15 protein-coding genes and 1 riboswitch are annotated in these 23,329 nt (G+C 47.8%); of the genes, 4 read left to right on the top strand and 11 right to left on the bottom strand.

Features of this window, described 5'->3' with window-relative positions:
- Nucleotides 1-2: 2 nt before the first annotated feature.
- From ABXR35_RS03965 to ABXR35_RS03925, 9 genes are all read right to left on the bottom strand, one after another.
- Nucleotides 3-749, bottom strand: coding sequence for a DeoR/GlpR family DNA-binding transcription regulator (locus ABXR35_RS03965; protein ID WP_367055741.1), 747 nt, complete (start codon nucleotides 747-749; stop codon nucleotides 3-5).
- Between the two features lie 273 nt (nucleotides 750-1,022).
- Complete coding sequence (locus ABXR35_RS03960; RefSeq protein WP_367061160.1) at nucleotides 1,023-2,678, bottom strand: glycoside hydrolase family 43 protein; 1,656 nt, start codon at nucleotides 2,676-2,678, stop codon at nucleotides 1,023-1,025.
- A 31-nt stretch (nucleotides 2,679-2,709) separates the two neighbouring features.
- Nucleotides 2,710-3,699 carry a pectinesterase family protein gene (locus ABXR35_RS03955; protein WP_367055738.1) on the bottom strand — a complete coding sequence of 330 codons (990 nt, stop codon included), beginning with the start codon at nucleotides 3,697-3,699 and terminating at the stop codon, nucleotides 2,710-2,712.
- A gap of 117 nt (nucleotides 3,700-3,816) precedes the next feature.
- A complete protein-coding gene (locus tag ABXR35_RS03950) occupies nucleotides 3,817-4,713 on the bottom strand; it encodes a dienelactone hydrolase family protein (RefSeq protein WP_367061157.1) in 897 nt (298 codons plus the stop codon).
- Nucleotides 4,714-4,849: 136 nt separating this feature from the next.
- Nucleotides 4,850-6,208 carry a glycoside hydrolase family 28 protein gene (locus tag ABXR35_RS03945; protein WP_367055735.1) on the bottom strand — a complete coding sequence of 453 codons (1,359 nt, stop codon included), beginning with the start codon at nucleotides 6,206-6,208 and terminating at the stop codon, nucleotides 4,850-4,852.
- Nucleotides 6,205-7,404: a glycoside hydrolase family 88/105 protein gene (locus ABXR35_RS03940; protein WP_367055732.1), complete on the bottom strand. Its 1,200-nt coding sequence runs from the start codon at nucleotides 7,402-7,404 to the stop codon at nucleotides 6,205-6,207. Before ABXR35_RS03940 ends, ABXR35_RS03945 begins: the two co-directional genes overlap by 4 nt.
- 30 nt (nucleotides 7,405-7,434) lie before the next feature.
- Nucleotides 7,435-8,952: an extracellular solute-binding protein gene (locus tag ABXR35_RS03935; protein WP_367055729.1), complete on the bottom strand. Its 1,518-nt coding sequence runs from the start codon at nucleotides 8,950-8,952 to the stop codon at nucleotides 7,435-7,437.
- A gap of 27 nt (nucleotides 8,953-8,979) precedes the next feature.
- Nucleotides 8,980-10,482 carry an extracellular solute-binding protein gene (locus ABXR35_RS03930; RefSeq protein ID WP_367055726.1) on the bottom strand — a complete coding sequence of 501 codons (1,503 nt, stop codon included), beginning with the start codon at nucleotides 10,480-10,482 and terminating at the stop codon, nucleotides 8,980-8,982.
- Nucleotides 10,483-10,548: 66 nt separating this feature from the next.
- A complete protein-coding gene (locus tag ABXR35_RS03925; protein ID WP_367061154.1) occupies nucleotides 10,549-11,508 on the bottom strand; it encodes an ABC transporter permease in 960 nt (319 codons plus the stop codon).
- A gap of 292 nt (nucleotides 11,509-11,800) precedes the next feature.
- Between ABXR35_RS03925 and ABXR35_RS03920 the strand changes: the two genes are divergently transcribed.
- Nucleotides 11,801-12,685, top strand: a complete 885-nt coding sequence (locus tag ABXR35_RS03920) for a carbohydrate ABC transporter permease (RefSeq protein ID WP_367055723.1) — start codon at nucleotides 11,801-11,803, stop codon at nucleotides 12,683-12,685.
- Between the two features lie 857 nt (nucleotides 12,686-13,542).
- On the opposite strand, the gene ABXR35_RS03915 is transcribed toward ABXR35_RS03920, so the two are convergent.
- Nucleotides 13,543-15,786: a helix-turn-helix domain-containing protein gene (locus ABXR35_RS03915; protein WP_367055720.1), complete on the bottom strand. Its 2,244-nt coding sequence runs from the start codon at nucleotides 15,784-15,786 to the stop codon at nucleotides 13,543-13,545.
- 304 nt (nucleotides 15,787-16,090) lie between these two features.
- Here ABXR35_RS03915 and ABXR35_RS03910 point away from each other — a divergent pair, with 304 nt between their 5' ends.
- Nucleotides 16,091-17,719: a GDSL-type esterase/lipase family protein gene (locus tag ABXR35_RS03910; RefSeq protein WP_367055717.1), complete on the top strand. Its 1,629-nt coding sequence runs from the start codon at nucleotides 16,091-16,093 to the stop codon at nucleotides 17,717-17,719.
- 227 nt (nucleotides 17,720-17,946) lie between these two features.
- On the opposite strand, the gene ABXR35_RS03905 is transcribed toward ABXR35_RS03910, so the two are convergent.
- Entirely contained in the window at nucleotides 17,947-19,371 is a 1,425-nt protein-coding gene (locus ABXR35_RS03905; RefSeq protein WP_367055714.1) for an FAD-dependent oxidoreductase, read from the bottom strand.
- A gap of 497 nt (nucleotides 19,372-19,868) precedes the next feature.
- Nucleotides 19,869-19,968: riboswitch (purine riboswitch) on the top strand.
- A 156-nt stretch (nucleotides 19,969-20,124) separates the two neighbouring features.
- Here ABXR35_RS03905 and ABXR35_RS03900 point away from each other — a divergent pair.
- Both ABXR35_RS03900 and ABXR35_RS03895 read left to right on the top strand, forming a co-directional pair.
- Nucleotides 20,125-22,041 carry an adenine deaminase gene (locus tag ABXR35_RS03900; protein WP_436669319.1) on the top strand — a complete coding sequence of 639 codons (1,917 nt, stop codon included), beginning with the start codon at nucleotides 20,125-20,127 and terminating at the stop codon, nucleotides 22,039-22,041.
- 123 nt (nucleotides 22,042-22,164) lie between these two features.
- Nucleotides 22,165-23,256, top strand: a complete 1,092-nt coding sequence (locus tag ABXR35_RS03895; protein WP_367055710.1) for a polysaccharide deacetylase family protein — start codon at nucleotides 22,165-22,167, stop codon at nucleotides 23,254-23,256.
- Nucleotides 23,257-23,329 lie beyond the last annotated feature (73 nt).

Genomic DNA, 23,329 nt, shown 5'->3' with positions numbered 1-23,329 from the left:
GTTTATCCCTCGATTATTTTAGTTTTATTCAAAATGGACGGACGCGAATGCTCCGGTACCACTTCGGTAATCAATACCGCCTCTTGCAGATCGAACAAGCGGGCAAAGGTCACTTCGCCAATCTTGCTGGAATCCGCCAGTATATACGTATGGGCAGCCAGCTCATGGGCACGCCGCTTGATCATCGCTTCTTCGGGATCGGGCGTTGTATAGCCCATCTCAGCATCAATGCCGTTTGCCCCAAGAAAGCAGCGGTCAAACCGGAAGTTATTCAGGTTTTCCAGTGCCATACCGCCGATGATCGCTTTGGTAAGCATTTTCATCATGCCGCCGAGCAAATAACTGCGAATCCGCTTACTGACAAGGGCATCCACATGCGATAATCCATTCGTAACAACAGTAATATCTCTTGCTTCAATATAGGGAATCATTGCCAGCGTCGTCGTTCCTGCATCCAGATAGATACATTCTCCATCCTGAATTTCACGAGCAGCTAAACGGGCGATATGATTTTTTTCTTGAACGTTTGTGAATGTTTTTTCGTCCATACCGGGTTCTTCGCCTTTTTGATGCAGTAGCGTGGCTCCGCCATGGATACGCCTTAACAGGTGGCGCCCTTCCAGGTCAATCAAATCGCGGCGTATCGTGGATTCAGAGGCACCGGACACATCGACCAGTTCCTGTAACTTCACAATTCCGCTAGCCTGTAAGCGCTCTATAATCAGGTTGTAACGTTCCTCTGTAAGCATATTCATTCCCCCAACTGCCTTTTATACTACCACAAACCTGACAAAAAACAATCACTCTCCTTCAAAATAGTTCAAAAAGTTTCAAGGATCGACGATTTTCGTTCACAATTGTTTGTAGGGAATGGATGGGGGAGAAGCCATCCACATTTTATCCTTTTTCTTCCTTTTTTAATTATCGGTGGTTGGCTTGAATTTATTACAGTGTATCGCAGAAAAAATAAAAAAGCCGACGCATACCCTCCTGAATGGATGGTCATATGCGTTGGCTTTTTTCTACCTCGATTCCTGTCCTTCATATTGGAAATAACTAAAATCGGCATAACTTCCTTTGAATTGATACATATCATGCGCAGCAATGCCGACAAAGTTGCCGGTGAAGCCACCGGATAGAAACGATATATGTTCCTCATCATACAGCGCTGTCCATGGTTCATGCTCAGCAATCCGGTAATAAAAACGGGCTATCGTTTCCTTCACCTCAACGGCAAGATGAATCGTAGTCTGTTCTGGTACTACGATCAGATCAGGATATACATAAAATTCATCTGCGGCACAGCGCATCAGTCGAATCCCTTTACCGCCGTCTTCGCGTGTGACGCAGGCATACACATAATTGTCCTCGTTTAGATACAGCAGCAATCCTGCCATTTGCAAATACTGCTGTGGCTCATAATCCAATGCTGTCTCCGCGCGAAAGCTATGATCGCGCTGCCGGATGGCAATCATGTGATGTTTGAATAGACTCTGAATCGACTCGCCGCCATACAAACGCAAATAACCGGCACGTTGCCGAAGTGTGCACCAGTCTTCTTCTGCCAATATGCGCAGTGTGTTCCATTGACGATGCAGTGTCTCTTGATCAAAGGAATCGGTGAAGGTAAAATCGCGGGACGAAGCGAGATTTACCGTAGTCTTCTGATTGATTTCAGCTATCTGGTTGGCTGGATCAGCTTCGAGTTCTTTCTTACGTTTATACTTTATTGTCACCTCTGTTCCAAATCCGCTTGGCGCAGGCACTTCCATCTGTGGCAACTGTCCACCACTGCTCAAACGCAGCCACCCCTGCTCATCCCAATACACCTGCTGAATCGCCGTTTCGCGTCCTAGAATCGCATATTGTCCTTCCAGCGGACGGGTACATAGATGCGCCATATACCATTCTCCCGCAGGCGTCTCTACTAGACTGCCATGCCCGGCACATTGCAGCGGCCACTCTGGATTGCCACTGGATGTCATCATCGGATTGTGCGGGTCTACCTCATACGGACCAGTCAGATTGCGTGAGCGTGCAACGGTAACGGCATGCCCTGTTCCTGTGCCACCTTCGGCGGTGATCAGATAATAATAGCCCTCCCGTTGATAGATATGTGGTGCTTCGGTTTTCTTAAGCGGGGTGCAGTCGAATAGCTTGATCGGTTCGCCAATCAGTTGGCGGGTCGTATGATCATATTCCTGCATCACAATGCCGCTAGATTTGTTGCCCTCGGTGATTCGGTAATCCCAAAGTGCATTGAGCAGCCATTTGCGGCCATCATTGTCATGAAACAGAGACGGATCAAACCCGCTGCTATTCAGATAGATCGGTTCGCTCCACGGACCGTGAATATTGTCCGAGGTGATCAGATAATTATGATCATCCTTGAATGGACGCTTTGTGCTTTTCACATCGGTATACAGTAGATAAAACTGTCCATCCGCATAACTAAGCTGCGGCGCCCAGATGCTTCCATTTTTCGGATTGCCCTGTAGATGTACCTGATCCGTCAAAATATCTGTGCAATACTGCCAATCCACCAGATTGTGCGACTCGTACACGCGCACACCGGGCAGCCATTCAAACGACGATACCGCGATATAATACACATCCTCTACCCTCACAATACAGGGATCGGGATTGAAGCCGCGTAATACTGGATTGCGGATCACCACGCCGCTGGTTCGTGTATTAGAGGAATCGCCACTATTTACAATGGACACGAATATTCTCCTCTCCGTTCCAAAAGCATTCACCGTCAAACACAATCTCCTTACGCCAATCCTCATCTTCGCCGACCTCACAGACTGCCCAGCTGACTCGGCTGGAGCGCCATAGTGCTGCATTCTTACGATGATATTCGCGGTAGTCGACTGTCTGTTCATTGTCGGGGTCATCCCAGTTATCCCAGCCTGCCGGATGAATGTGCTCGCCAAGAGAGCACTCCACCCAGACGGTTTTGGCATATTCACGCCACGGTCTACCTAGATATACCGGCGCAATCTCCTGATCGCCGGTCACATAACAGCGGTGGAACACATAGCCATACGGCTGTCCTTTTGGCGTGGACGCTGCCGTAATGTAGGTAGAATGATTGTTATAGTGACGCAGACTATGAATCTGGCACTGGTCAAAATAAGCTGCTGCACCGCCAAATATAAAATCAATCGTGCCTTCAATATAACAATGCTCATACAACTGACGATACTGTGCATGTTGCTGTATCAGTTCGATGCCGCCAAATAACGCCCGTTCCTTCGGCTTGGGCGGCAGGGGTCCTGTAAACAGCGTATCCTGATGCGCGCGCAGCGTGCAACGACGGAACACAGAACGGTCACAGTGAGCATATAGTGCCACTGCCTGACCGATTTCCTCCCCCTGCCCTGCTGTATTGCTGATGATCAGATTATCGAGCAGCAGATCATGACCACCGAGAAAGACTGTCGCAGTCGCAAAGGTTCCAATCTCTTCCCCGTGTTCATTCTGCTGGCGCGCGTGCCGATTCATCGTAATCTCCACACGACCTAGACCATAAATATGCAGACGCGAGCGGCGAATGATGACCGCTTCCTCATATGTACCTTCCAAAATAAACAGCGTATCTACCTCATGATCTCCATGTCGTTCCAGTGCATCGACTGCCTGCTGGATCGTTGAATAATCACAAAAGGAATCTTTCCCTACCGTGCATTGCATATGCCCTCTCTCCTTTGCTGTTATTACTATGAAGACAGAAACGCCCGACAAGGAAATCACTGCCGGGCGCGGGTTGCCATTCATCCATGTATAAGACAAGCATCCAGAGACGTCCTATCATCCCAGATGCCGTTTCAAAAAAGGCTGCCAAGCGGCACGCATCTCCATCGTCTCCATATGACCACCGCTGCCGATCATAGGCTGCCAATGCTCTGGATAACCGGCTCTGACATACGCAGCTTGCAACCCTTTATCCAATAGCTGTACGCCTTCCAGCGGACAGAGACGGTCGTTTTTACCAACCAGACTCATACGTGGACGCGGAGCGATACGCTGCTGAATATCCAGTGTGGAATAGTGCTTGAGCAGACCCGGCACATACGAATAAAAGCCATGATGATCCAATCCACGCTTGGCAATCAGTGTCTGCGCATCCACCTGTGCGCTAATGTCTACAATCACATCAATACGCTCATCCAGCGCAGCCAGCCACCATGCCATTAGCCCGCCCATCGACATACCAATTGTGCCAATCCTACTGGTATCAATCTCCTCGCGTGTGCACATATAATCAAGCAAGCGCATATTGTCATACAGCATCATGCCCCATAGCACCTTACCCTGCCAGAGCATTTCTTTTACCGTTTCACTCTCGCTCTTCCCGCCGCGCTCATTGAAGCACCACATATCAATACAGGCAACCGCATAGCCCATGCCGGTCAGCACGGAAGCAAAGGACGTCTGCTGCAAATACGGACTGCTGCGGATCAATTCTCGGCGACCATTGGTATAATCACCGCCATGCGAATGGTTGAAGATTACAAGTGGAAATGGTCCTTTCCCCTCAGCGGGCAGCGCTACATAAGCAGGGACCTTTTCCAATCCATTCAATTCCAGCAGCAGCGTATCTAGTCGATACCCATCGTGTATACGATGCTCTAGAGACTGCGCAGTTATCGGTGTTGGCTCTGGCAGATCACCAAGCAGCTTGACCAGCTGATCCTCCTTGTGCATCATCAGACTCCTTTCCTGCTTCGTATCATGCTGTCCTCTATTCATTCCGACGAATATCTGAATCCATACCATCGACAAAACAGATACGGATTCATCTGTCGTCACAAGTAACCTATGTGTTGTTAATCGGCAATGCTCAGCCTTGAGAATCGGCAGTCACCTCTGTTGTCACTCGCTCCACCAGTTGTTCCGTCTTGGCTGTATTGCGGGAGCGACAGTCGATGATCTCTACCTCGTCGCCATTTTCGATATAAAAGGCGGGACCTTCATGATTCTCAATCGTTACCCGATTAAAGCGAATATCCCGCACATTGCCCAGATAAAAGCCGCGGTTGTTCATGTCCTCAATGCCCGCCATCATCGCTGGACGACCCGGAATCGCATTCTCCGCCATAGAGATATCAATATCAGAAAAGGTTACTTCGGATACATACTGTTCTGCCAATCCATATAGGAATCCAGCCGCCGCATGCACCTGACGCGCAGTAATATTGGCAAAATGAATCCGACGGAAGCGCGGTGTCTCTATCGTGATCGGGTACGGATTCTTATCCCAGACATATTTATCCTTGCCACGCGGTCCGCAAAAGTAATACAAATTCATAATGAATGGACAGATGACGTCCTCCATTACAATATTACTAATGCGAATATCCTCTACCGTGCCGCCGCGTCCACGCCGTGATTTCAAGCGGATTCCGCGATCCGTCTGCTTGAAAATGCAGTTGCTGATCGTTACATTACGAATATCCCCGCTCATCTCGCTACCGATAACCACACCGCCATGACCGTGCAGCATTGTACAATTGGTAACTGTAATATTTTCACACGGGACGCGATCAGGCGTATCCTCGGTACCCGATTTGATCGTAATGCAGTCATCGCCCACATCAATATGGCAATTGCTAATATGCACATTGGTGCAGGATTCGGGATTGATGCCATCCGTGTTGGGCGAATCTGCTGGATTGAGGATGGATATATTGTCTACTGTCACATTCGTACAACAGATCGGATTCACCGTCCAGCTAGGCGAATTGCGTAGCTGGACATCACGAATCGTAATCCGACTACAATGGTCAAAGCTGATCAGCTTGGGACGTGGATAGTCCAGCTTCTCCGGTTCATCGCGAAATACATCCCACCATGTCTGTCCATTGCCCTCAATCATGCCGCTACCGGTAATGGAAACATTGGTCAGCTGTTCTCCATAAATGCACGACGCATGCACGAGCCGTTCTGCACCTTCCCAACGCGATGAGACAGCTGGATAATCCGCCGGATCGGTGCTGAATGACAGCACCGCCCCCGGACTCAGATGTAGTTCAATATGACTTTGCATGAGTATAGCTCCCGTACGATACGTACCTGCTGGAATATGAACAGTGCCACCACCTGCACGTGCCGCCGCGTCTATTGCGGACGAGATAGCGGCTGTTGACCATTGATCCGTATTGCGTGCTGCGCCATAATCGTCGATGTTGTACACGGTCATGTGCGTTGCTCCTTTGCTTCTGAAATCGACGATACCGAATCCCGTTGTATATCCGATGTCGATGAACGCTCCTGACTCAGATGCTCGTATTCGGCACATGCTTGTAGAAATGCACCCAATCCCTTCTGGTCATTCGTCACAATCGGCTCGCTAATATAATAGGCAAAGGTGCCATCCCGTTGATCGGCGCCGCCCAGCCCGGCAACCTGACAGTTTTTGTTGTAGTTAATCCAGCCTTCCTTCGTTTCCAGTACAAATTCAGAGATCATGCCAGCGTATGCCCAGTCGGCGGTTTTCAACCATTCTGGCTCTAGTACACCAAGACGAATGCCTTTGCTGATCGCATAGACGAACATCGCCGTTGCAGATGCTTCCAAATAATTACCCTTGCGTTTGCCTTGATCCAGCACCTGATACCAGACGCCCGTTTCTTCATCCTGATACTGCCGAATCGCAGTGAGCGTATCGTTTAACATGCGTTCCAATTCCTCATAATGCGCATGCTCCACAGGCAGAATCTCCAGTACATCCACCAGCGCCATCACGAACCAGCCGAGCGAACGTCCCCAGAAATTCTCTGACAATCCAGTATCCGCATTACACCAAGGCTGCTGCCGCTTCTCGTCCCATGCGTGATACAACAGACCGGTTTGTGAATCCTTAGTATGACGCTCACACAGAATAAACTGCTTGGTCACATCATCCACATCGGCGGCATCGCCATAGGTCAGCGCATATTCCAGATAAAAAGGCGAACCCATATATAAGCCATCCAGCCAGATTTGATATGGATAAATCTGCTTGTGCCAGAATGCGCCTTCCGATGTACGTGGATGGGATTGCAGCTGCTGCCGTAGCAAATCGGCGGCTTTGCGGTACTTCTCTTCTCCCGTTTTGTTATGCAGCATAAAGAGCAGCTTTCCGTTATTGATATGGTCGATATTATATTCATCCACTGCGTATCCGCGAATACTGCCATCTTCCTGTACAAAATAATCCATATTATGGCGAATATAATCCACATACACCGGATCACCCGTTTGTTGCCACAATAGCTGAAATCCTTTCAAAATTACCCCGTAATCATATGACCACTTGCCATGATGCACCCGATCCTCGTGCAGATAAGGCTGGCGCTCCATAATCGACTTTGCCGTTCGTATCGCCCATTGTGATTGCTGATCCCAATTGTTCATATTCAGCCTCCTCCAAACAGTGATGGATTGCTATGATTTGTCGACCTGCTGATACGCAGCTTCATATTCCGTAATGATGCTGCTACCGCCGGAGTTTTTCCAATTTTCGACCGCTTGATTGAAGCCGTCGCGATCAATTTCGCCCAAAATGTATTTGTATGTGGCATCGGTAATGATCTTTTGCAGTTCCGATCCTTGCGTATTGTACGTTTCCGAATCAAGTGCATATGCCGGATTGAGCACAGCATAGTCGGCATTTTCCTTGATCAGCTTATCCGCTTCCTGCTTGAGTGGATCAGCGTCGTGGATTTGATAGCCGCTTTCCTTCGGACGACTTGCTGCAAATGGCTGCACCTCTTGCTGCCACAGATCGGTATTGGTAATCGTCGCAGCATCCTTGTCATCTACGGTATAATGTGTGCCTTTGATACCGTAGGTCATCAGCGCGTATGAATCCTCATCCAGCAGATCGTTTACGAATTGCAAAATGCGTTTTAGCTGTGCTTCATCCTTCACTTCGGTACGAGGGAATGCCAGTAAGCCGCCGATGCCGTTGTTGGCTGCCCAGATTGCCCGATCCTTTTCATTACCAGTCGATGTGATGTCGTTGACCATGACCAGCTCCATATTGTCCTGCAAGCCTTTTGCCATGTTGAGTAGATTTTTGCTATCGAACAGAGCGCCGACATAAATGCCTGCTTTTCCCTGCGCAAACTTTTGCTGCTGATCCGTTTTGGCGGTTACAGCAAAATCCTTATTGATATAGCCGTTGTCATACAGTTCCTTCATATAATCCATTGTCTTCATATAACCGTCAGTCATAAATTCTGGCGTCATCTTGCCGTCGGAGCTGACCTGCCAGTTGTTCGGCGTGCCAAAGTAGGAGCCAAGCGTTTTGAATGCACCGTAGATCAGATCGTTACGATCCACAAAGCCAGTCGTATCGTTTTGACCGTTACCGTCTGGGTCCTTTTCTGTAAATGCCTTGGCAACTTCCATCAGTTCATCCGTCGTCTTCGGCACTTTCAAGCCGAGCTTATCGAGCCAATCCTTGCGAATGGTGACACCATTCCGCGCTAGATCCTTTTGAAAAGGAATGCCGTATAGCTTGCCACCGATCGATGCGGATTTGATCGTTTCCGGTGAGATCTTCGCCAGATTCGGGAACTCCTTCAAATACGGCTCTACATCCCAGAACAGACCGGATTTGAGCGAGTTGCGCACTGACGAATTGTCCAGCATCGTCAGTGTTACAATATCCGCCAATGAGTCGGAGGCAAGCGCAGTGTTGATGCGCTCCTCCTTGGACGCGTCTGGAATCCATGAGAAGGTAATATCCGAATTGGTCTTCTCCTCCAGCTTGTCCAGTATCGTATCCGTTGGTGGGGAAGCCGTATGCAAAATGTTGAGCCAGCTAATATCCACTTTGGAATTAGCATCGTATTCGCCGGAAGAGCTGCTTTGACCACCACAGGCAGTCAACAGGAACGCACTACTGATTACGATTGCAGCTGCTTTTTTGATAACATGCTGTGAAGCTTTTTTCATAACTCTGCTCCTTTCTTGATCTCAGCTTTATTTACTCTGCACTGCTTTGTAAGCGGCTTCATATTCTTCCGTGATTTTAGTGCCGCCTGCGTCCTTCCAGCTTTGTACTGCTTGCTTAAAGCCTGCCTCGTCGATCTCACCCATAATGTAGCGGAACGTCGCATCGGTGATCACCTTTTGCAGCTCGGTTCCCTGCTCATTATTCGTTTGCGAATCGAGCGGTACGGTTGGATCAAGCACAGCGTATTTGTCATTTTCCTGAATGAGCTCATTCGCCATCTCTTTGCGCGGATTGGAATCCTTGAGCTTATAGGTAACCTCGCTTGGACGAGATGCGGCAAATGGCTGCACATCAGCTTGCCATTTATCCTGATTGATAATCTTAAATGCACCGTCTGCATCAATCTCATAATGCTCGCCTTCAATACCACCGGTCATATACATGAACGCTTCCTTATCCAGCAAATCATTCACAAATTGCAGCAGTCGCTTCAGCTCAGCCTCGGACTTTACCTCGGATTTGGGAAAAGCGAGTAATCCGCCGACACCGCTGCCTTCGGACCAGATATGGTACTGTCCATCACCATTGGAGATTTTGTTGACTGGCACGAGCTCCATGCCCTTCTGCAAACCTTGTGACATATTTTCCAAACTGGCAATGTCAACCATACCGGTATAAATGCCTGTGCGTCCTTGTGCAAATTGCTGCTGCTGATCCGTCTTCGCAGTAACCGCAAAGTCGCGGGTCAGGTAGCCATTTTCATACAGCTTGCGCGAATAGTTGAGCGTGTCCATATATTGCGGTGTGTCGAACTCCGGTGTGAACTTGCCGCTCTCATCCACTGCCCAGCCGTTTGGCGTACCAAAGTATGAGCTAAGCGTCTTGAAGCTGCTATACCGCAGATCGGAGCGATCACCGAAGCCAACGGTATCATTTTTGCCGTTGCCATCTGGATCATCCTCGGTAAAGGCACGCGCCACGTTGTACAGTTCATCCAGCGTTGTCGGTACCTTTAGCCCAAGCTTATCCAGCCAGTCCTTGCGTAGAATTAGACCGGAGCGAGCCAGATTTTTTTGAAAAGGAACACCGTACAGATGCCCTTCAATCGAAGCAGCCTCACGCACATTTTGCGGAATCTTTTTCAGATTGTCGTAGCTGTCGAGATACGGACCGACATCCCAGAACAGACCCGATTTGAGCGAGTTGCGCACTGTGGAATTGGTCATCATCGTAATCGTCACCATATCCGCCAGCTGACCGGAAGCGAGTGCAGTTGTAATACGTTCTTCCTTGGACGCATCCGGTACCCAGCTAAAATTGATCTCCGAATTGGTGTACTGCTCCAGCTTGCTCTTGACCACATCGGTCGGCGGCGAAGCAGTGTGCAAAATATTCAGCCATGTAAAATTCAGCTTGGCATTCGGATCATACGTTTGATTCGCTTCCGCCTCACTACCATTGCCACACCCTGACAATACCGTCGTTAATGCCAATGCCGCTGCCAATACCAGACCCGCTTTTCTTTTCATCCCTATATCCCCCATGATTCAGAATGGATAACACACTTCTGTCTGCGCTGTACACCGATATGCCTGTTAATACACACCATCCTCGCCAAACTTTTTGGCTAGACGATTTGCCAGCATAATTAGAATTAGACCGACCAAGCCTTTGAACAAGCCAACTGCGGTACTGAAGCTAAGCTGTCCATTTTTCAAACCAGCGGTATAAATGTAAGTATCAAAAATCTCCGCCACTTCGCGGTTGAGCGAATTAAGCAGCAAATACATATGTTCAAAGCCCAGATCGAGCGTGCTACCGATCTTCAGAATCAGCAAGGTGATGATTACTGGACGAATTGCTGGCAGCGTGACATGCCATGTTTTGCGCCAGCGGGACGCACCATCCATCTCAGCCGCTTCGTACAGCTGCGTATCCACTACTGTAATCGCTGCTAGATAAATGATCGTCGACCAGCCCAACTCTTTCCAAATAATCTGTGCCATATACATCGTACGCAGCCATTCCGGCGATGTGAGGAAGCTGACCTTTGGTAATCCAATCGATGCCAACATCTCATTGATCACTCCGCCATCTACATTCAGGAACACATATGTGATGGAAACGATAATGACCCAAGACATAAAATGCGGAATGTAAATAATCGTCTGAATTGCATTTTTGAAATAACGGTGTCTCACCTCATTGAGCATCAATGCCAAAATGATCGGTAATGGAAAAAAGATCACTATATTTAGCGCGAACAAAATGAGCGTATTGCTTAATAACATAAAAAAGGTAGGTTCTGTAAACAGCCGAACAAAATGCTTCATGCCTACCCACGGACTACCTGAGATGCCGAGATATGGCTGGTAATCCTGAAAGGAAATAATCAGCCCGCCCATCGGCAAATACTTAAAAATAACAAAATAAATAAAGCCCGGCAAAATCATTAGATACAAAAATTTGTTACGCATAATGCCGTAGCCGCCTTTTTTCTTAACGGCTTTTTTCTCCTGTTCCAATTCCAGTGCCGCAGCATCGGACATCTTCATTCCATTGGATATCTTCACCGGATGCCAGCCTCCTCTATGCAATCTCGCTTACGTGTTCCAGATTAAAGGAGAGTCTGCATTCCGTATATAATCATCTCGTGATAACGCTTGCAAAACGTTGGTATATCGCCATTTCCAAATATGTCACCTCAACTGGTGATTATGTTGTGAGGTAATGATTATCCTGCTTACGACGACGAATACGCCCATCATCTGGGGAGCGGATTATATACGGAACACCCTCGGCTTGGTACAGTAAATGTATACACGAGGATGAAGGAGGTTCCTGTTTATGGAACAAACATTGCGGAAAGACACTTCACTTGGAGGCAAGCTATTCACCATTATCAATCATACTTTATTGATTCTGATCGCGCTCGCCTGTTTGCTGCCGTTCGTCAACGTCATTGCCAGCTCGTTCGCTTCGACCCAAGAGGTGGTATCCAAACGCTTCATTTTATTTCCGACGACCTTTTCATTAGATGCTTACCGTTATATTCTGTCCACGCCAACGATCTTTAAAGGATTGGGCGTGTCTATCGGCACAACACTGGTCGGTACGCTGGTCAGTATGGCGTTAACCGCCTTCATGGCATATGCCCTGTCCCGCCGTTATCTCGCTGGACGTAATGCCATTAACTTTATCGTCGTGTTCTCCATGCTGTTCAGTGGCGGTATGATCCCAACGTTTCTGATTGTAAAAAGCGTGGGTCTGATCGACTCGTACTGGTCGATGATTCTGCCAGTAGCGATCAACGCCTTCAACCTGATCATCATGCGCAACTTTTTCCAAGCACTGCCGGACAGTTTGGAAGAATCGGCAAAGATCGACGGGTGTAATGACTTTGGTGTGTTTTTCAAAATCATGCTGCCGCTCGCATTGCCTTCGATTGCTACGATCTCGTTGTTCTATGCGGTGACGTATTGGAACACGTATATGAATGCGATTCTATACTTGAACGATTCGGGCAAATGGCCGATTCAGGTATTGCTGCGTCAGATTGTTATCGTTTCGAGCGGAATGCAGGCGGAAGGCAGCTCGGTTGATGTGATTCCTCCGGCGCAGACGATTAAGATGGCGGTTATTGTTGTGGCGACGGTGCCGATGTTGATTGCTTATCCATTTGTGCAGAAGCATTTTACGAAAGGTGCTTTGTTGGGTGCGGTTAAGGGGTGAATCGACTTTTCGTGCTGAATGATTGGTGTTGGAGGGAAAGCGCTGCGGGAAGAGATAAGGGAACGGGACTCCGGTGGAGCCGCGGGAATCTTTTGGATTAGGAAAGAATGAAGATTCCCGCCCCTCCAAAGTCGCCCTTTTCCCTTATTCTCTTCCCTCCGCTCCGTGCGTCTTATCCCCCTGCTAAGTAGGCAGACGACAATCTCTAAGACCTTGTTCTTCTTACGAACTTTGAACCGCTTCTTGTCATCTTAAAATCTTGATCCTTTGAATCATTCGTTGAAGACATATAGCATAGTTGGAGACACATACCATAATGGAATACTTACATCATTATAAAATCTTCAAAAATCCGCTTATGCTCTCTCTATTAAGGGACTTGTCTGCTAGGTGTCCATAATCGCTCTCGCTCTATTTGCTGAGGAGCATTTGCATTTAGAACGTGCGAAGAACTATCGCGACTTAGGATAATTAGGATATTCATTTGCCAAAATCGACACTCGAAATTCTATTCATAACGTTCATCACGCAATCCATAATAGTGAATGAGCTACCTTACTTCTTGCATTTTAATTTCGCGATACCGATTCGTTTCGGAATTGCGCAACTACTTTTCCTCCTTCTCCAAACGGATGAGAGGTGCATGGAGCGGAGGAAAGGGAATGAGGGAAAAGGACGACTTACCGTGTTTGCGATGTTCAAACACGGGGTTCAATCAAAAGTGATTTTTGCGGAAGCAAAATATCTTACCTCTTTGGAGGGGCAAGAATCTACCATTACTCCTAATCCGTAGATTCTCGCCCCTCCACCGGAGTCCGTTCCCTTATCTCTTTCCGAAGCGGCTGATGACACGCATCCTACGTCATTTGACGCATCTTGCGGTAGGTTCCCGGTGTCACCTGTTCTTTTTTGCGGAACGAGCGGATGAAGTTTTGGGGATTATGGTATTGCAAACGCTCGGCGATTTCTTTGATGGTTTGATCGGTTTCGGTGAGCCACTTTTTCGCCATGTCCAGACGGTAGCTCATCAGGTAGTCGCTGAAGGTGGTACCATATTCTTTTTTGAAAATGCTGCTCAGATAGTTCGGGTTATAGTGCAAGCGGTCGCCGATCATTTCGAGTGACAGCTCGCGGTCGTATTCGCGGCGTACAATGTCGGCAATGGTTTCGGACAGGCAGCGGAATTGCTCGTTGGTTTTTTCCTTCATGCTGCGTACCATAGGGAAAATTACCTGTTCGACGAGAATACGCTCGATTTCTTCTGGATTGCGGATGCTGAGCAGACGGTGATACAATGCCTGATTACCGCTTGTCATCAGCACTTCCAATCCAAGCAGCTGTTCCAGCTGGATTAGGTTGTTCACAAGCCGCACGAGCATAACTTCAAGGTCCATGGTATTGCGGCTTTTTTTCATGAATTCCGCCATTAGCGGGTACAAGGTAGCGGATACCTGTTCTTCATCGCCGAGACGTATCGCATCGAATAAACGGGATTCCCATTCGGTCGGATAATGCAGCAATACAGGACCGGAGACAACGTTAGAAATATCTTCGTAAAAGATAATCGACTCCTTACCCAGATTGAGCCGCTGATGTAGCGCCTGTTTGCTCATTTCACACGCTTCTTTACTACACAGCAGGCTATCATACGAACGACTAATGCCAACGCTGATTGACAGCTTGAGATAGTCGCGTACGCTTCGTACCATGAGCTTGGCGTAGGATAGTAGCTCACGGCGCATATCCTGCTCATTCTCGTTAGCAAAGGTTAATATTGTCGCCTGTGTATCATCGTTTAGAATAATCGGCAGCAGCCTTTGCTGTGCTGGAATTAATTCTTCGGCGATTTTGTTGATGGCGAGCATCAGCACATCACGGTCGGCAGTGCTTCGTTTACCGATATTGTCGAGCTGTACAAGCATGACGACATATGTTTTGCCATCCAGCCCGGTGTAACCCAATCGTTCCAACTGACCACCTAGTTCATCGGCTTTGATCCGATTGCGAAACAGATTGAGCACGAGCTGGGTTTCCAGTTGAGGCTGCTCTGCCTGAATCAACGTTTCGAGACTTTGCTTTTCAGTCAAAATATGATTGATCGACGACAGAATCCAATCAATTTCATTGCCAGCATGCACCTGACCAGTCGTCGGGAGACTATGGCGGATACGCTGAATCGGTTTGGTAAAATACAATGCAATCCCATATGCGACCACACTGATCAATCCAATGAGCACCAGTTCAATCGCAATCAGACCATAACGTGTCGTTTGCAACGCACCAGCGATTTCTTTGGGATCAAGTACTGTGAAATACATCCAATTATTGTACGTAGACTTAGCATAGATCAATTGCACACGTGAACGGTCCGCCGAATGCAAAGTCAGCATCCCCGTGCTCTGATCGGCTCCAATCAAATCGGGCAACTGCTTCACCTGTGTATTGGCAAAAATATTCTCATTTCCACCTGTGTCATACATCAGATCGCCCTGTCGATTCAAAATAAAGACTGGCGAATCATCCTCTGTATGCAGTGTTCGATCTAGCGTTTGACTGGAAATGTCCGACAACGCAATCGCTTGCTTGCGTGTGGAGAATACAGGTAATGTATTGACAAAGCGAATCCCTGCATCCGTTTTGATCCAAAACAACCCTTGTTCTTGCCCTTCAATATATTGCTTGTACAGCTGCTGCTGTTGGGCGTTGGTCAAGTGCGTGAGTCGTCCATTGGCGATTTTCCAATTCTGCGCCAAACTGATCAACGAATATTGTGCACCATCCAGTCCCATGGTAGCGATATAATTGAGCTGTGTATTCACATCACGATAAGCAATAAAATCGCGCTCTGTAATCGGATTCTTCACCACATCACTGAACGAACTGGTTGTGCTATATGTATTGAAAGCGTATTCAATATTGCGTATTTTTTGCTCCAAATTGTTACGCATTTGCATCATATACGTTTGTTTGCTCGCAGCGATGCTATCGGTCACTGAGCGCACAGTACTGAAATAAATATAGATGCCAAAGCTAATGGACAGCCCAATGCCCAATACCAGAATTGGAATAAATATTTTGTAAAACATCGTTCCTCTTTTCATCATATTCCCCCATCGATTCTGTGATCTTGCGGATCTTGTATGGATGTGAATCTTTGTATGAATGTGGACAATGTTTATTATACCCTTTTCATAATATGGATGGTAAGGGGCTAATTAACAAAATTTTGATATTGAAGTGAGTAGGAAGTAGTATCTTCTTGCGTGGCGCAATGCGAAGGTTCGGATGAACAATTTGAAGATTGAGATGAACGATTTCCTTTTGGTTTTTTACATAATGTTAGGAAAGGATGAGATTGGGATGGTTTGGTTGCGGGTTATGAGTGAAGGTGTTAAGGGGTCTACGATGGGTAGATTGGCTTTGCAAGGCGTTGATCAAGGGATTGAGGTTGTAAATACCGAGATTGATACGATTCGGGTTTGGGATGGGGATCGTGAGGAGTTTGTTGATCGTGCGTTCGTAGCTGGTGAGGATGAGCCATTGGGTCGACTGGTATTGTATTCGGTCGGGGATGATGTGGCGCGGGGGTGTGTGGTTGTTTTGCCGGGTGGTGGGTATCATCATCGGGCAGACCATGAAGGGGAAGCAGTGGCAAAATGGTTGAATAAGATGGGCATTCATGCGGCGGTGCTGCATTATCGAACAGTATCGGATACCGATCATAGCAGTCGTCCTGATGATCAAGCAAAGATTGACCCCGGATTGATTGTAGCACAGGTGGAAGCGGCTTTGCGGGTGGTACAGCGACATGGATTGATAGCACATTGGAATATACTGCCGGAGCGTGTTGGGCTGATTGGATTTTCTGCGGGTGGTCATTTGGCAGCATTGGCTGCGACAACGGGACGTGTGAAGCCGGATGTGTTGTTGCTAGCTTATCCGGTGATTACGCTGGAGCATACTTATACGCATGAAGGGAGTCGACAGCAATTGTTGGGGGCTTCCCCTTCTGGACAACAGATTGCTCAATATTCAGCAGAGCAGCGTGTCGACGCACATACACCGCCAACCTTTATATGGAGTAGTGCAGATGATGCGTCAGTGCCGGTACAGAATAGTCTGCTGTTTGCACAAGCGCTTGCTGCGGAAGGAATTGAGTATGAATTACATGTATTTGAGCATGGTCGGCATGGATTGGGACTTGCAGAGCAGCATCCATATTGCGGCACATGGACGATGCTTGCGGAGCATTGGTTATCTCGGCATGGGTATGGACAGCCTGTAGATAGCTTGGAGGTAACCGCTGGGAAAATAAGTACTCCTCTCTCCCCTGTTACCACGACCAATGAGGCGATTCGACTGTATATTGCTGGCGATTCGACGGCAGCTGCCAAAAGCGGAATCGAAAAGCCGATGAGCGGCTGGGGCGAATTTCTCGGTGATCATTTTCAGAAGCAGGTGCAGGTAGAGAATTGCGCGATCAATGGACGTAGCACACGCTCCTTCATCACCGACGGGCGACTGGATTATATTGCGCGTCAGCTTCAGGCGGGCGACTATCTTGTGATCCAATTTGGACATAATGATGGCAAAATTGATGATCCGACGAGATACACCGATCCAGATACGGACTATCCGGCATTTTTGCGGCGTTATATTGACACTGCACGGAATCAAGGGGCGATTCCGGTCTTGTTAACTTCGGTCAGCCGCCGCCTCTTTCTAGAGAATGGTCAACCTGATCCGTTAGCATTGGAGCGGTATCCAGAGATGATGCGCCGTGTGGCTGACGATACGAACACGCCACTATTGGATCTATTCACTGCCAGTCAGCAGTTATATCGGCAGCTTGGCGAGGAGGGCTCCAAAGCATTATTTTTACACTTGTCGCCGGAACAGCATCCGAATTATCCACAAGGCGTGGAGGACAATACCCACTTCTCTGTATACGGTGCACAGCGCATCGCGGCATTGGTGATTGCTGCCATCATAGCGCATCCAAAGTTGAAACAGCTGGCGCAGTGGGTGCGATAATAAGCGACATTTGTATATTCCTTATCCAGTAATCATAAAAACAGGCGCATTCTTCGCATGATTTACACGAAGAATGCGCCTATTAGTGATCGAAGAAGATTCATCATATCGAGTGACAGAGGAACCATTTGGCTCGGTCGCTCCATGCTACGTCGTCCAAGATCGCTTTTTATACATTCATGGACTAGATCGTCTAGGCATACTGTGCAATAAACACATTTACTCCATTAGCCCGTAACTACTTTTGGCCAACGTCCAACAAACTCAGGCTCATTGTAAGCAAGGAAACTGCTTAGGATATGCTCTTTATCATCCAAAAACAGCTGATCCGCCACAGCGGTAACGAGTTTGGGTACTGCATTTTTTGTACCGGAGATAGCCGATGCCGATAGTCCACAGCTGGCAAGAGCGGAATAGTTAAATACAAACAATCCGTGCAGCAACTTCTCCCCCTGCTCATCTCGACTTTGAAAAGCAAAGCCGGAGCTAAGATACGGATGCGCATCCAGCAGAGCATTCGCAACCTCTGGCGGCGCTTCATATCGGTCATTCCAACGGGCAATATGTCCGGCAACGAGCTTCAACTCTGGACGCAACGCTGGATCGCTGAGCAAGCCTGTACTTACAATCAGGAAGTCAAAATAAAACTCTCCGTGCGGTGTTGTGACAAGCGCACCCTCTCCCTGCGGCTGCACATCCAGCCACGGCGAATCCAGATGTAGCCGGAATCCGTCCCATGCCGCCGCCCGTTCAAAGGTATCATTCGTCGGCGGCTGATTGAATTTGAAAAAATGCGAGATCGTTGCGTATTTCTCCCCATCAGACAGAGCATGAAATCGCTCGATCATGCCCGATACTTCCATTTGCCGAATCGGATTGACGCTTGGCAGTACTTTGCGCCGTACGAATACGTGTGCTTCGCACACGCCTTCAGTCAGCGCATGATTGGCATTATCAAATGCCGATGCACCGCCGCCCAGCACAGCGACCTTTTTCCCTTTTAGCTGGTCAAAATCAATTGGCTTGGACGTATGAGCATACAGATGCTCCGGCAGCCGCTCACTGATCATCGGCGGTACATGCCATTCGCCACCTCCCTGAATGCCAGTAGCGAGTACAACTTTTCGTGCCAATATCGTTTGCGACGGTGCGCCATGACCATCCAAATGCAGACGATGAATCCCTTGCTCCAGCGGCTCAATCAGCTTCAACTGCACATCATTCATCACAGGTAAATTCAATATGCGACGATACCAGCGCAGATAATTCATCCAGTCACCACGTGGAATTTTGTCTACCTGCTCCCAGCCATCCGGTCCGGTCTGTGCTTCCCACCAAGAACGGAACGTTAGCGAGGGAATGCCAAGATCCACAGAGGTTAGATGCTTGGGCGTACGCAGCGTTACCATACGCGCATACGTTTCCCACGGCCCTTCTGTCCCTTCTGGGTTCTCGTCCAATACGACGATATTAGAAATACGTTCGCGTAGCAATCCGAATGCTGCCGCCAGTCCACTTTGTCCACCACCAATCACCACTACATCGTATACATGCCCTTCAGGATGCTCGGTTGGACGAACCCAGTCTGCACCTCCGTAAGCTAGATACGCTAGATCTTGTTTTACACGCTCATTCAATGCTTCCAGACTCATATTCCTCATACCTTTCGCCAGCGTCTATTTGGTATTGCCACTGTACACTGTGTCATACTGTCTCACATTGCTATTCACTTAGCGCTACAATCATCGCTTCGATTCTTGAGGGCAGTTTTTGTTTGATTCAACGGATAGATCCAACCTTCATCCTCTGCCATGTCAGTTCTGATTGAGTACATCTATCCAGTTTCTAATGACTTGAATGTATTTTATTATACTGAGTAATCTCTATTTTTCGATAGTACATGTTAATTTAATTGTCATAAAACCTAAATTAAAAATGATCATTTGTTGATAATAACTAACACGATATGTTGTTTCGCTTCAAATTTAAAGCAAATAATTAATAATCCCTACTTTTTCTTTTATTTTCTATATCAAAAATGGCATATCTTTTTCTGACATTCCTTTTTCCGCCGCTCTTTGTTGAGCTTTATGTAAGAAAACTTATCCATCAGGCTTGCCAACTTCGCTTGTTTCTACTAAAATAGGTCTAATTTAAATCGTCTAGCTTTCGTATAACCCCGATAATATGGGCCGGGGGTCTCTACCAGGAACCGTAAACTCCTGATTACGAAAAATGCTGTCATGCATTTTTTGTGATCGGGATTTTTGTATTCTGTTTTGGTTGGGCCTATGGCTATCCTCTTTAGTCAGAGCTACCACCTACGTTTTCCTTTTCATACAGATGACTTCTTTTCCGTTCACTGCTGACAGCATGCTCATCCCAATTCTGAAGGAGTGTATCTTATGCAAATGAACACAGCAGCACTTACGCGTCGTATTCAGGTCGCATCCAAAGCGATCCCTGCCGATCTCGTTATTACGGGCGGCAATATTGTCAATGTATTTATCGGTGAAATCATGCAGGGTGATATTGCCATTGTTGATGGAGTCATCGCTGGTATCGGCAGCTATGAAGGACGCGAAACAATTCATGCCGATGGACAATGGATCATTCCCGGGCTGATTGATGGTCATGTGCATATTGAGAGTTCGATGCTATCTCCACGCGAATTTGCCAAAGTTGTCTTGCAGCATGGCGTCACTAGTGTCATTACCGATCCGCATGAGATTGGCAGTGTCGCCGGAACTGATGGTATCCGGTATATGCTGGAGCAATCGGAAGGCTTGCCGATGGATCAGTTTATTATGCTGCCTTCGTGTGTACCGGCTACCTCGTTTGAGAGCTGCGCGGCTTGTCTGGAAGCCGAAGATTTGGAGTCATTTTATCAGCACCCGCGTGTACTTGGATTGGCAGAAGTGATGGACTTCCATGCGCTGTCCCATGCCTCCGCCTCCATGGTTCAAAAAATATCGTCTGCCCATACGCAAGGCAAATTGGTTGATGGTCATGCAGCAGGCATCGCTAAGGAGCAGCTGAGTGTGTACGTTGCCGCTGGTATTCGAACCGATCACGAATGTATCAATGCTGAAGAAGCCAAGCAACGGCTAGAGCTGGGCATGTATGTACTTGTACGCGAAGGTACAGCGACAAAGGATCTGGAAGCAATCTTGCCAGTGATTACGCCGTACAATTCGCGTCGCTGTGTATTTGTGACCGATGACAAGCTGATTGACGATCTGCTGGATGAAGGCAGTGTGGATCATAATGTACGACTGGCGATTCGTCACGGACTGCCTGCCATGACTGCGATCCAAATGGCAACTCTGAATGCAGCAGAATGTTACGGATTACGCGACAGAGGTGCCATTGCTCCCGGTTATATCGCCGATTTGGTCATCGTCGACGATCTGGAGCAGCTTACCATCCATAGCGTTTTCAAAAATGGGCAACCCGTTGTACAGGATACGGTATTAGTGGAGCAGGCATTTGATACCTCTGCATCAACTACAGAGCAATCTGCCCTTACTACAAATGAAGCTATGACACATACTCATTCGCCACATCAAGCGGATGAGAACAATTCGGAAGCGGACGTTGCAACATCCATTGCTGCTATGCAGTACTCAGCCGATGATCTGTTACACGCATCAGCTTCTTCATCCACTACTCTCTCGACTTGCAATACCGGGCCGTTGGATCTATCCTGTCTGGCATTGCCACTGCATTCCAAATTGTGCAATGTGATCGAGATTATTCCAAACTCCATCGTTACCCGTCATGCTGTGGAACAGGTGGACATCACTAACGGACACTTTGTCCCGTCTACTACGAACGATCTGCTCAAGTTAGCAGTAGTAGAGCGTCATCAGGGAACCGGTCATATTGGACTCGGCATCGTGAAAGGCTTTGAATTGAAAAAGGGGGCGATTGTATCTACGGTTGCCCATGATTCGCATAATCTGATCGCTGCGGGTGCGTCGGATGAAGAGTTGCTGCTAGCGATTGAGCACGTCGTAGGCATGAATGGAGGTCTGGCTGTAATATCCGGTAAGGAAGTGCTAGCATCGGTTCCACTATCCATTGCTGGTCTTCTGTCCGAACTGCCATATCAGGAAGTATATGCGCAGACCAAGCGACTGAATCAAGCGCTGTTGGAAATCGGTGCTGCTCGTCACTTTAATCCGTTTCTGATGCTGTCTTTCCTTGCCTTACCGGTTATTCCGACCTTGAAGCTGACCGATCTAGGATTATTTGATTTTGCATCCAGTCGGCATATTCCAGTAGAGGCTACCGCAGATGTACAAGCCATCTACGAATAATGGATACACATGATATACATCCTATAACAAGTATGGATTCACTCTCAACATGGAAAACAATGGAGCCGATATAGAGTAAAGGATATTGAAACCAACGTCTACATTAAAGGAGAGAATTCACGCATGGTATGGGTTAAAGCACTTCTATTCACACTTGGTGGACTGGTTGTGGGTGCGGCAGCTGTTATTCTAGCTCTATATCTGGATAATGGACCGATGCAGCAGCTCCTCGGCACCCCTATGCAAACACAAACGCAATCTACATCCACAACTACCGGCTCGATTGAACAAGCATCGACACCAGCCCCTTTATCGGAAAGTGAATTACCTCCGGTTGAGAAATTTAATACCATTCCGAAGGCAACCTTTTACAAAGATCGTGTCGCTGTGCTGATGTATCACGATATTAGCCCCACGCAAAAAGGCGGCGATATCATCACACCGGATCTGTTCGCCTCACAGCTCGATTTTCTGCGCTCCAAAGGCATGAACTTTATCTCGTTAAATGATTTCCGCTCCTATATGAAAGGCGGATCGGTACCAGAAAATGCGGTGCTCGTTACATTTGACGATGGGTATGAGAATTTCTATACCACTGCATTCCCCATTATGCAGGAACGCAATATTTCCGGCGTCAGCTTCGTGATCACCGGTGACTTTAGCAAAAATGCCATCGTCAATACGCCACATATGACCAAGCAGGAGATTACCGACATGATCCAGGCAGATCCGAAAATGGAAGTACAGCCGCATACGAATCACCTGCATTACAAAACAAGCGAAACGACCGATGCATTGACTGCTCCACTCGTAAAGAATGGCGTGGAAGAAACACCACAGCAATATCTGGCACGCATCACTCAGGATTTGACTACGTGTGTGGATTCTCTGAAACCGCTCAATGAGCACCCTATTGATACATTTGCATATCCATATGGACTGTATACACCGGAAGTCGAGCAGGTCGTCAAGGATGCTGGTATCCAGCATGCCTTTACAACAACACTCGGTCTTGCCAAACGCGATGACAATCCGTTTGCCATTCCACGTATTAACGGGGGATCACCGCTCGTCAGTCCGCAACGTCTGTTTGCTTCGATCTACTGGGAAACCAAACAGCCGGGGCATAACCTGTATATTCCCGATTCGGTACAGCATAGCGGTCGTGAGGACATCGGTTCGGTTGATGTTCATGACACGGATGTACACAAATAATACAGTTATGATCATGTGATGCAAAGATGATTGCATCCTATGGATTGTATGTATGATAAAAAGCACCTTTCCC

This window comes from Paenibacillus sp. JQZ6Y-1 (genome assembly GCF_040719145.1).
Classification (GTDB): Bacteria; Bacillota; Bacilli; order Paenibacillales; family Paenibacillaceae; genus Saccharibacillus; species Saccharibacillus kandeliae.
Note: the sequence above shows the minus strand (reverse complement) of the source record. Positions and strands in the feature narration are given on the sequence as shown.

Bases quoted from the DNA above. Each gene is read 5' to 3' on its own strand.
- ABXR35_RS03955 (WP_367055738.1), bottom strand. From the start codon at position 3,699: ATGCAATGCACGGTAGGGAAAGATTCCTTTTGTGATTATTCAACGATC.
- ABXR35_RS03950 (WP_367061157.1), bottom strand. From the start codon at position 4,713: ATGCACAAGGAGGATCAGCTGGTCAAGCTGCTTGGTGATCTGCCAGAG.
- ABXR35_RS03965 (WP_367055741.1), bottom strand. From the start codon at position 749: ATGCTTACAGAGGAACGTTACAACCTGATTATAGAGCGCTTACAGGCT.
- ABXR35_RS03945 (WP_367055735.1), bottom strand. From the start codon at position 6,208: ATGACCGTGTACAACATCGACGATTATGGCGCAGCACGCAATACGGAT.
- ABXR35_RS03940 (WP_367055732.1), bottom strand. From the start codon at position 7,404: ATGAACAATTGGGATCAGCAATCACAATGGGCGATACGAACGGCAAAG.
- ABXR35_RS03935 (WP_367055729.1), bottom strand. From the start codon at position 8,952: ATGAAAAAAGCTTCACAGCATGTTATCAAAAAAGCAGCTGCAATCGTA.
- ABXR35_RS03920 (WP_367055723.1), top strand. From the start codon at position 11,801: ATGGAACAAACATTGCGGAAAGACACTTCACTTGGAGGCAAGCTATTC.
- ABXR35_RS03925 (WP_367061154.1), bottom strand. From the start codon at position 11,508: ATGAAGATGTCCGATGCTGCGGCACTGGAATTGGAACAGGAGAAAAAA.
- ABXR35_RS03915 (WP_367055720.1), bottom strand. From the start codon at position 15,786: ATGAAAAGAGGAACGATGTTTTACAAAATATTTATTCCAATTCTGGTA.
- ABXR35_RS03900 (WP_436669319.1), top strand. From the start codon at position 20,125: ATGCAAATGAACACAGCAGCACTTACGCGTCGTATTCAGGTCGCATCC.
- ABXR35_RS03895 (WP_367055710.1), top strand. From the start codon at position 22,165: ATGGTATGGGTTAAAGCACTTCTATTCACACTTGGTGGACTGGTTGTG.
- ABXR35_RS03910 (WP_367055717.1), top strand. From the start codon at position 16,091: ATGGGTAGATTGGCTTTGCAAGGCGTTGATCAAGGGATTGAGGTTGTA.
- ABXR35_RS03930 (WP_367055726.1), bottom strand. From the start codon at position 10,482: ATGAAAAGAAAAGCGGGTCTGGTATTGGCAGCGGCATTGGCATTAACG.
- ABXR35_RS03905 (WP_367055714.1), bottom strand. From the start codon at position 19,371: ATGAGTCTGGAAGCATTGAATGAGCGTGTAAAACAAGATCTAGCGTAT.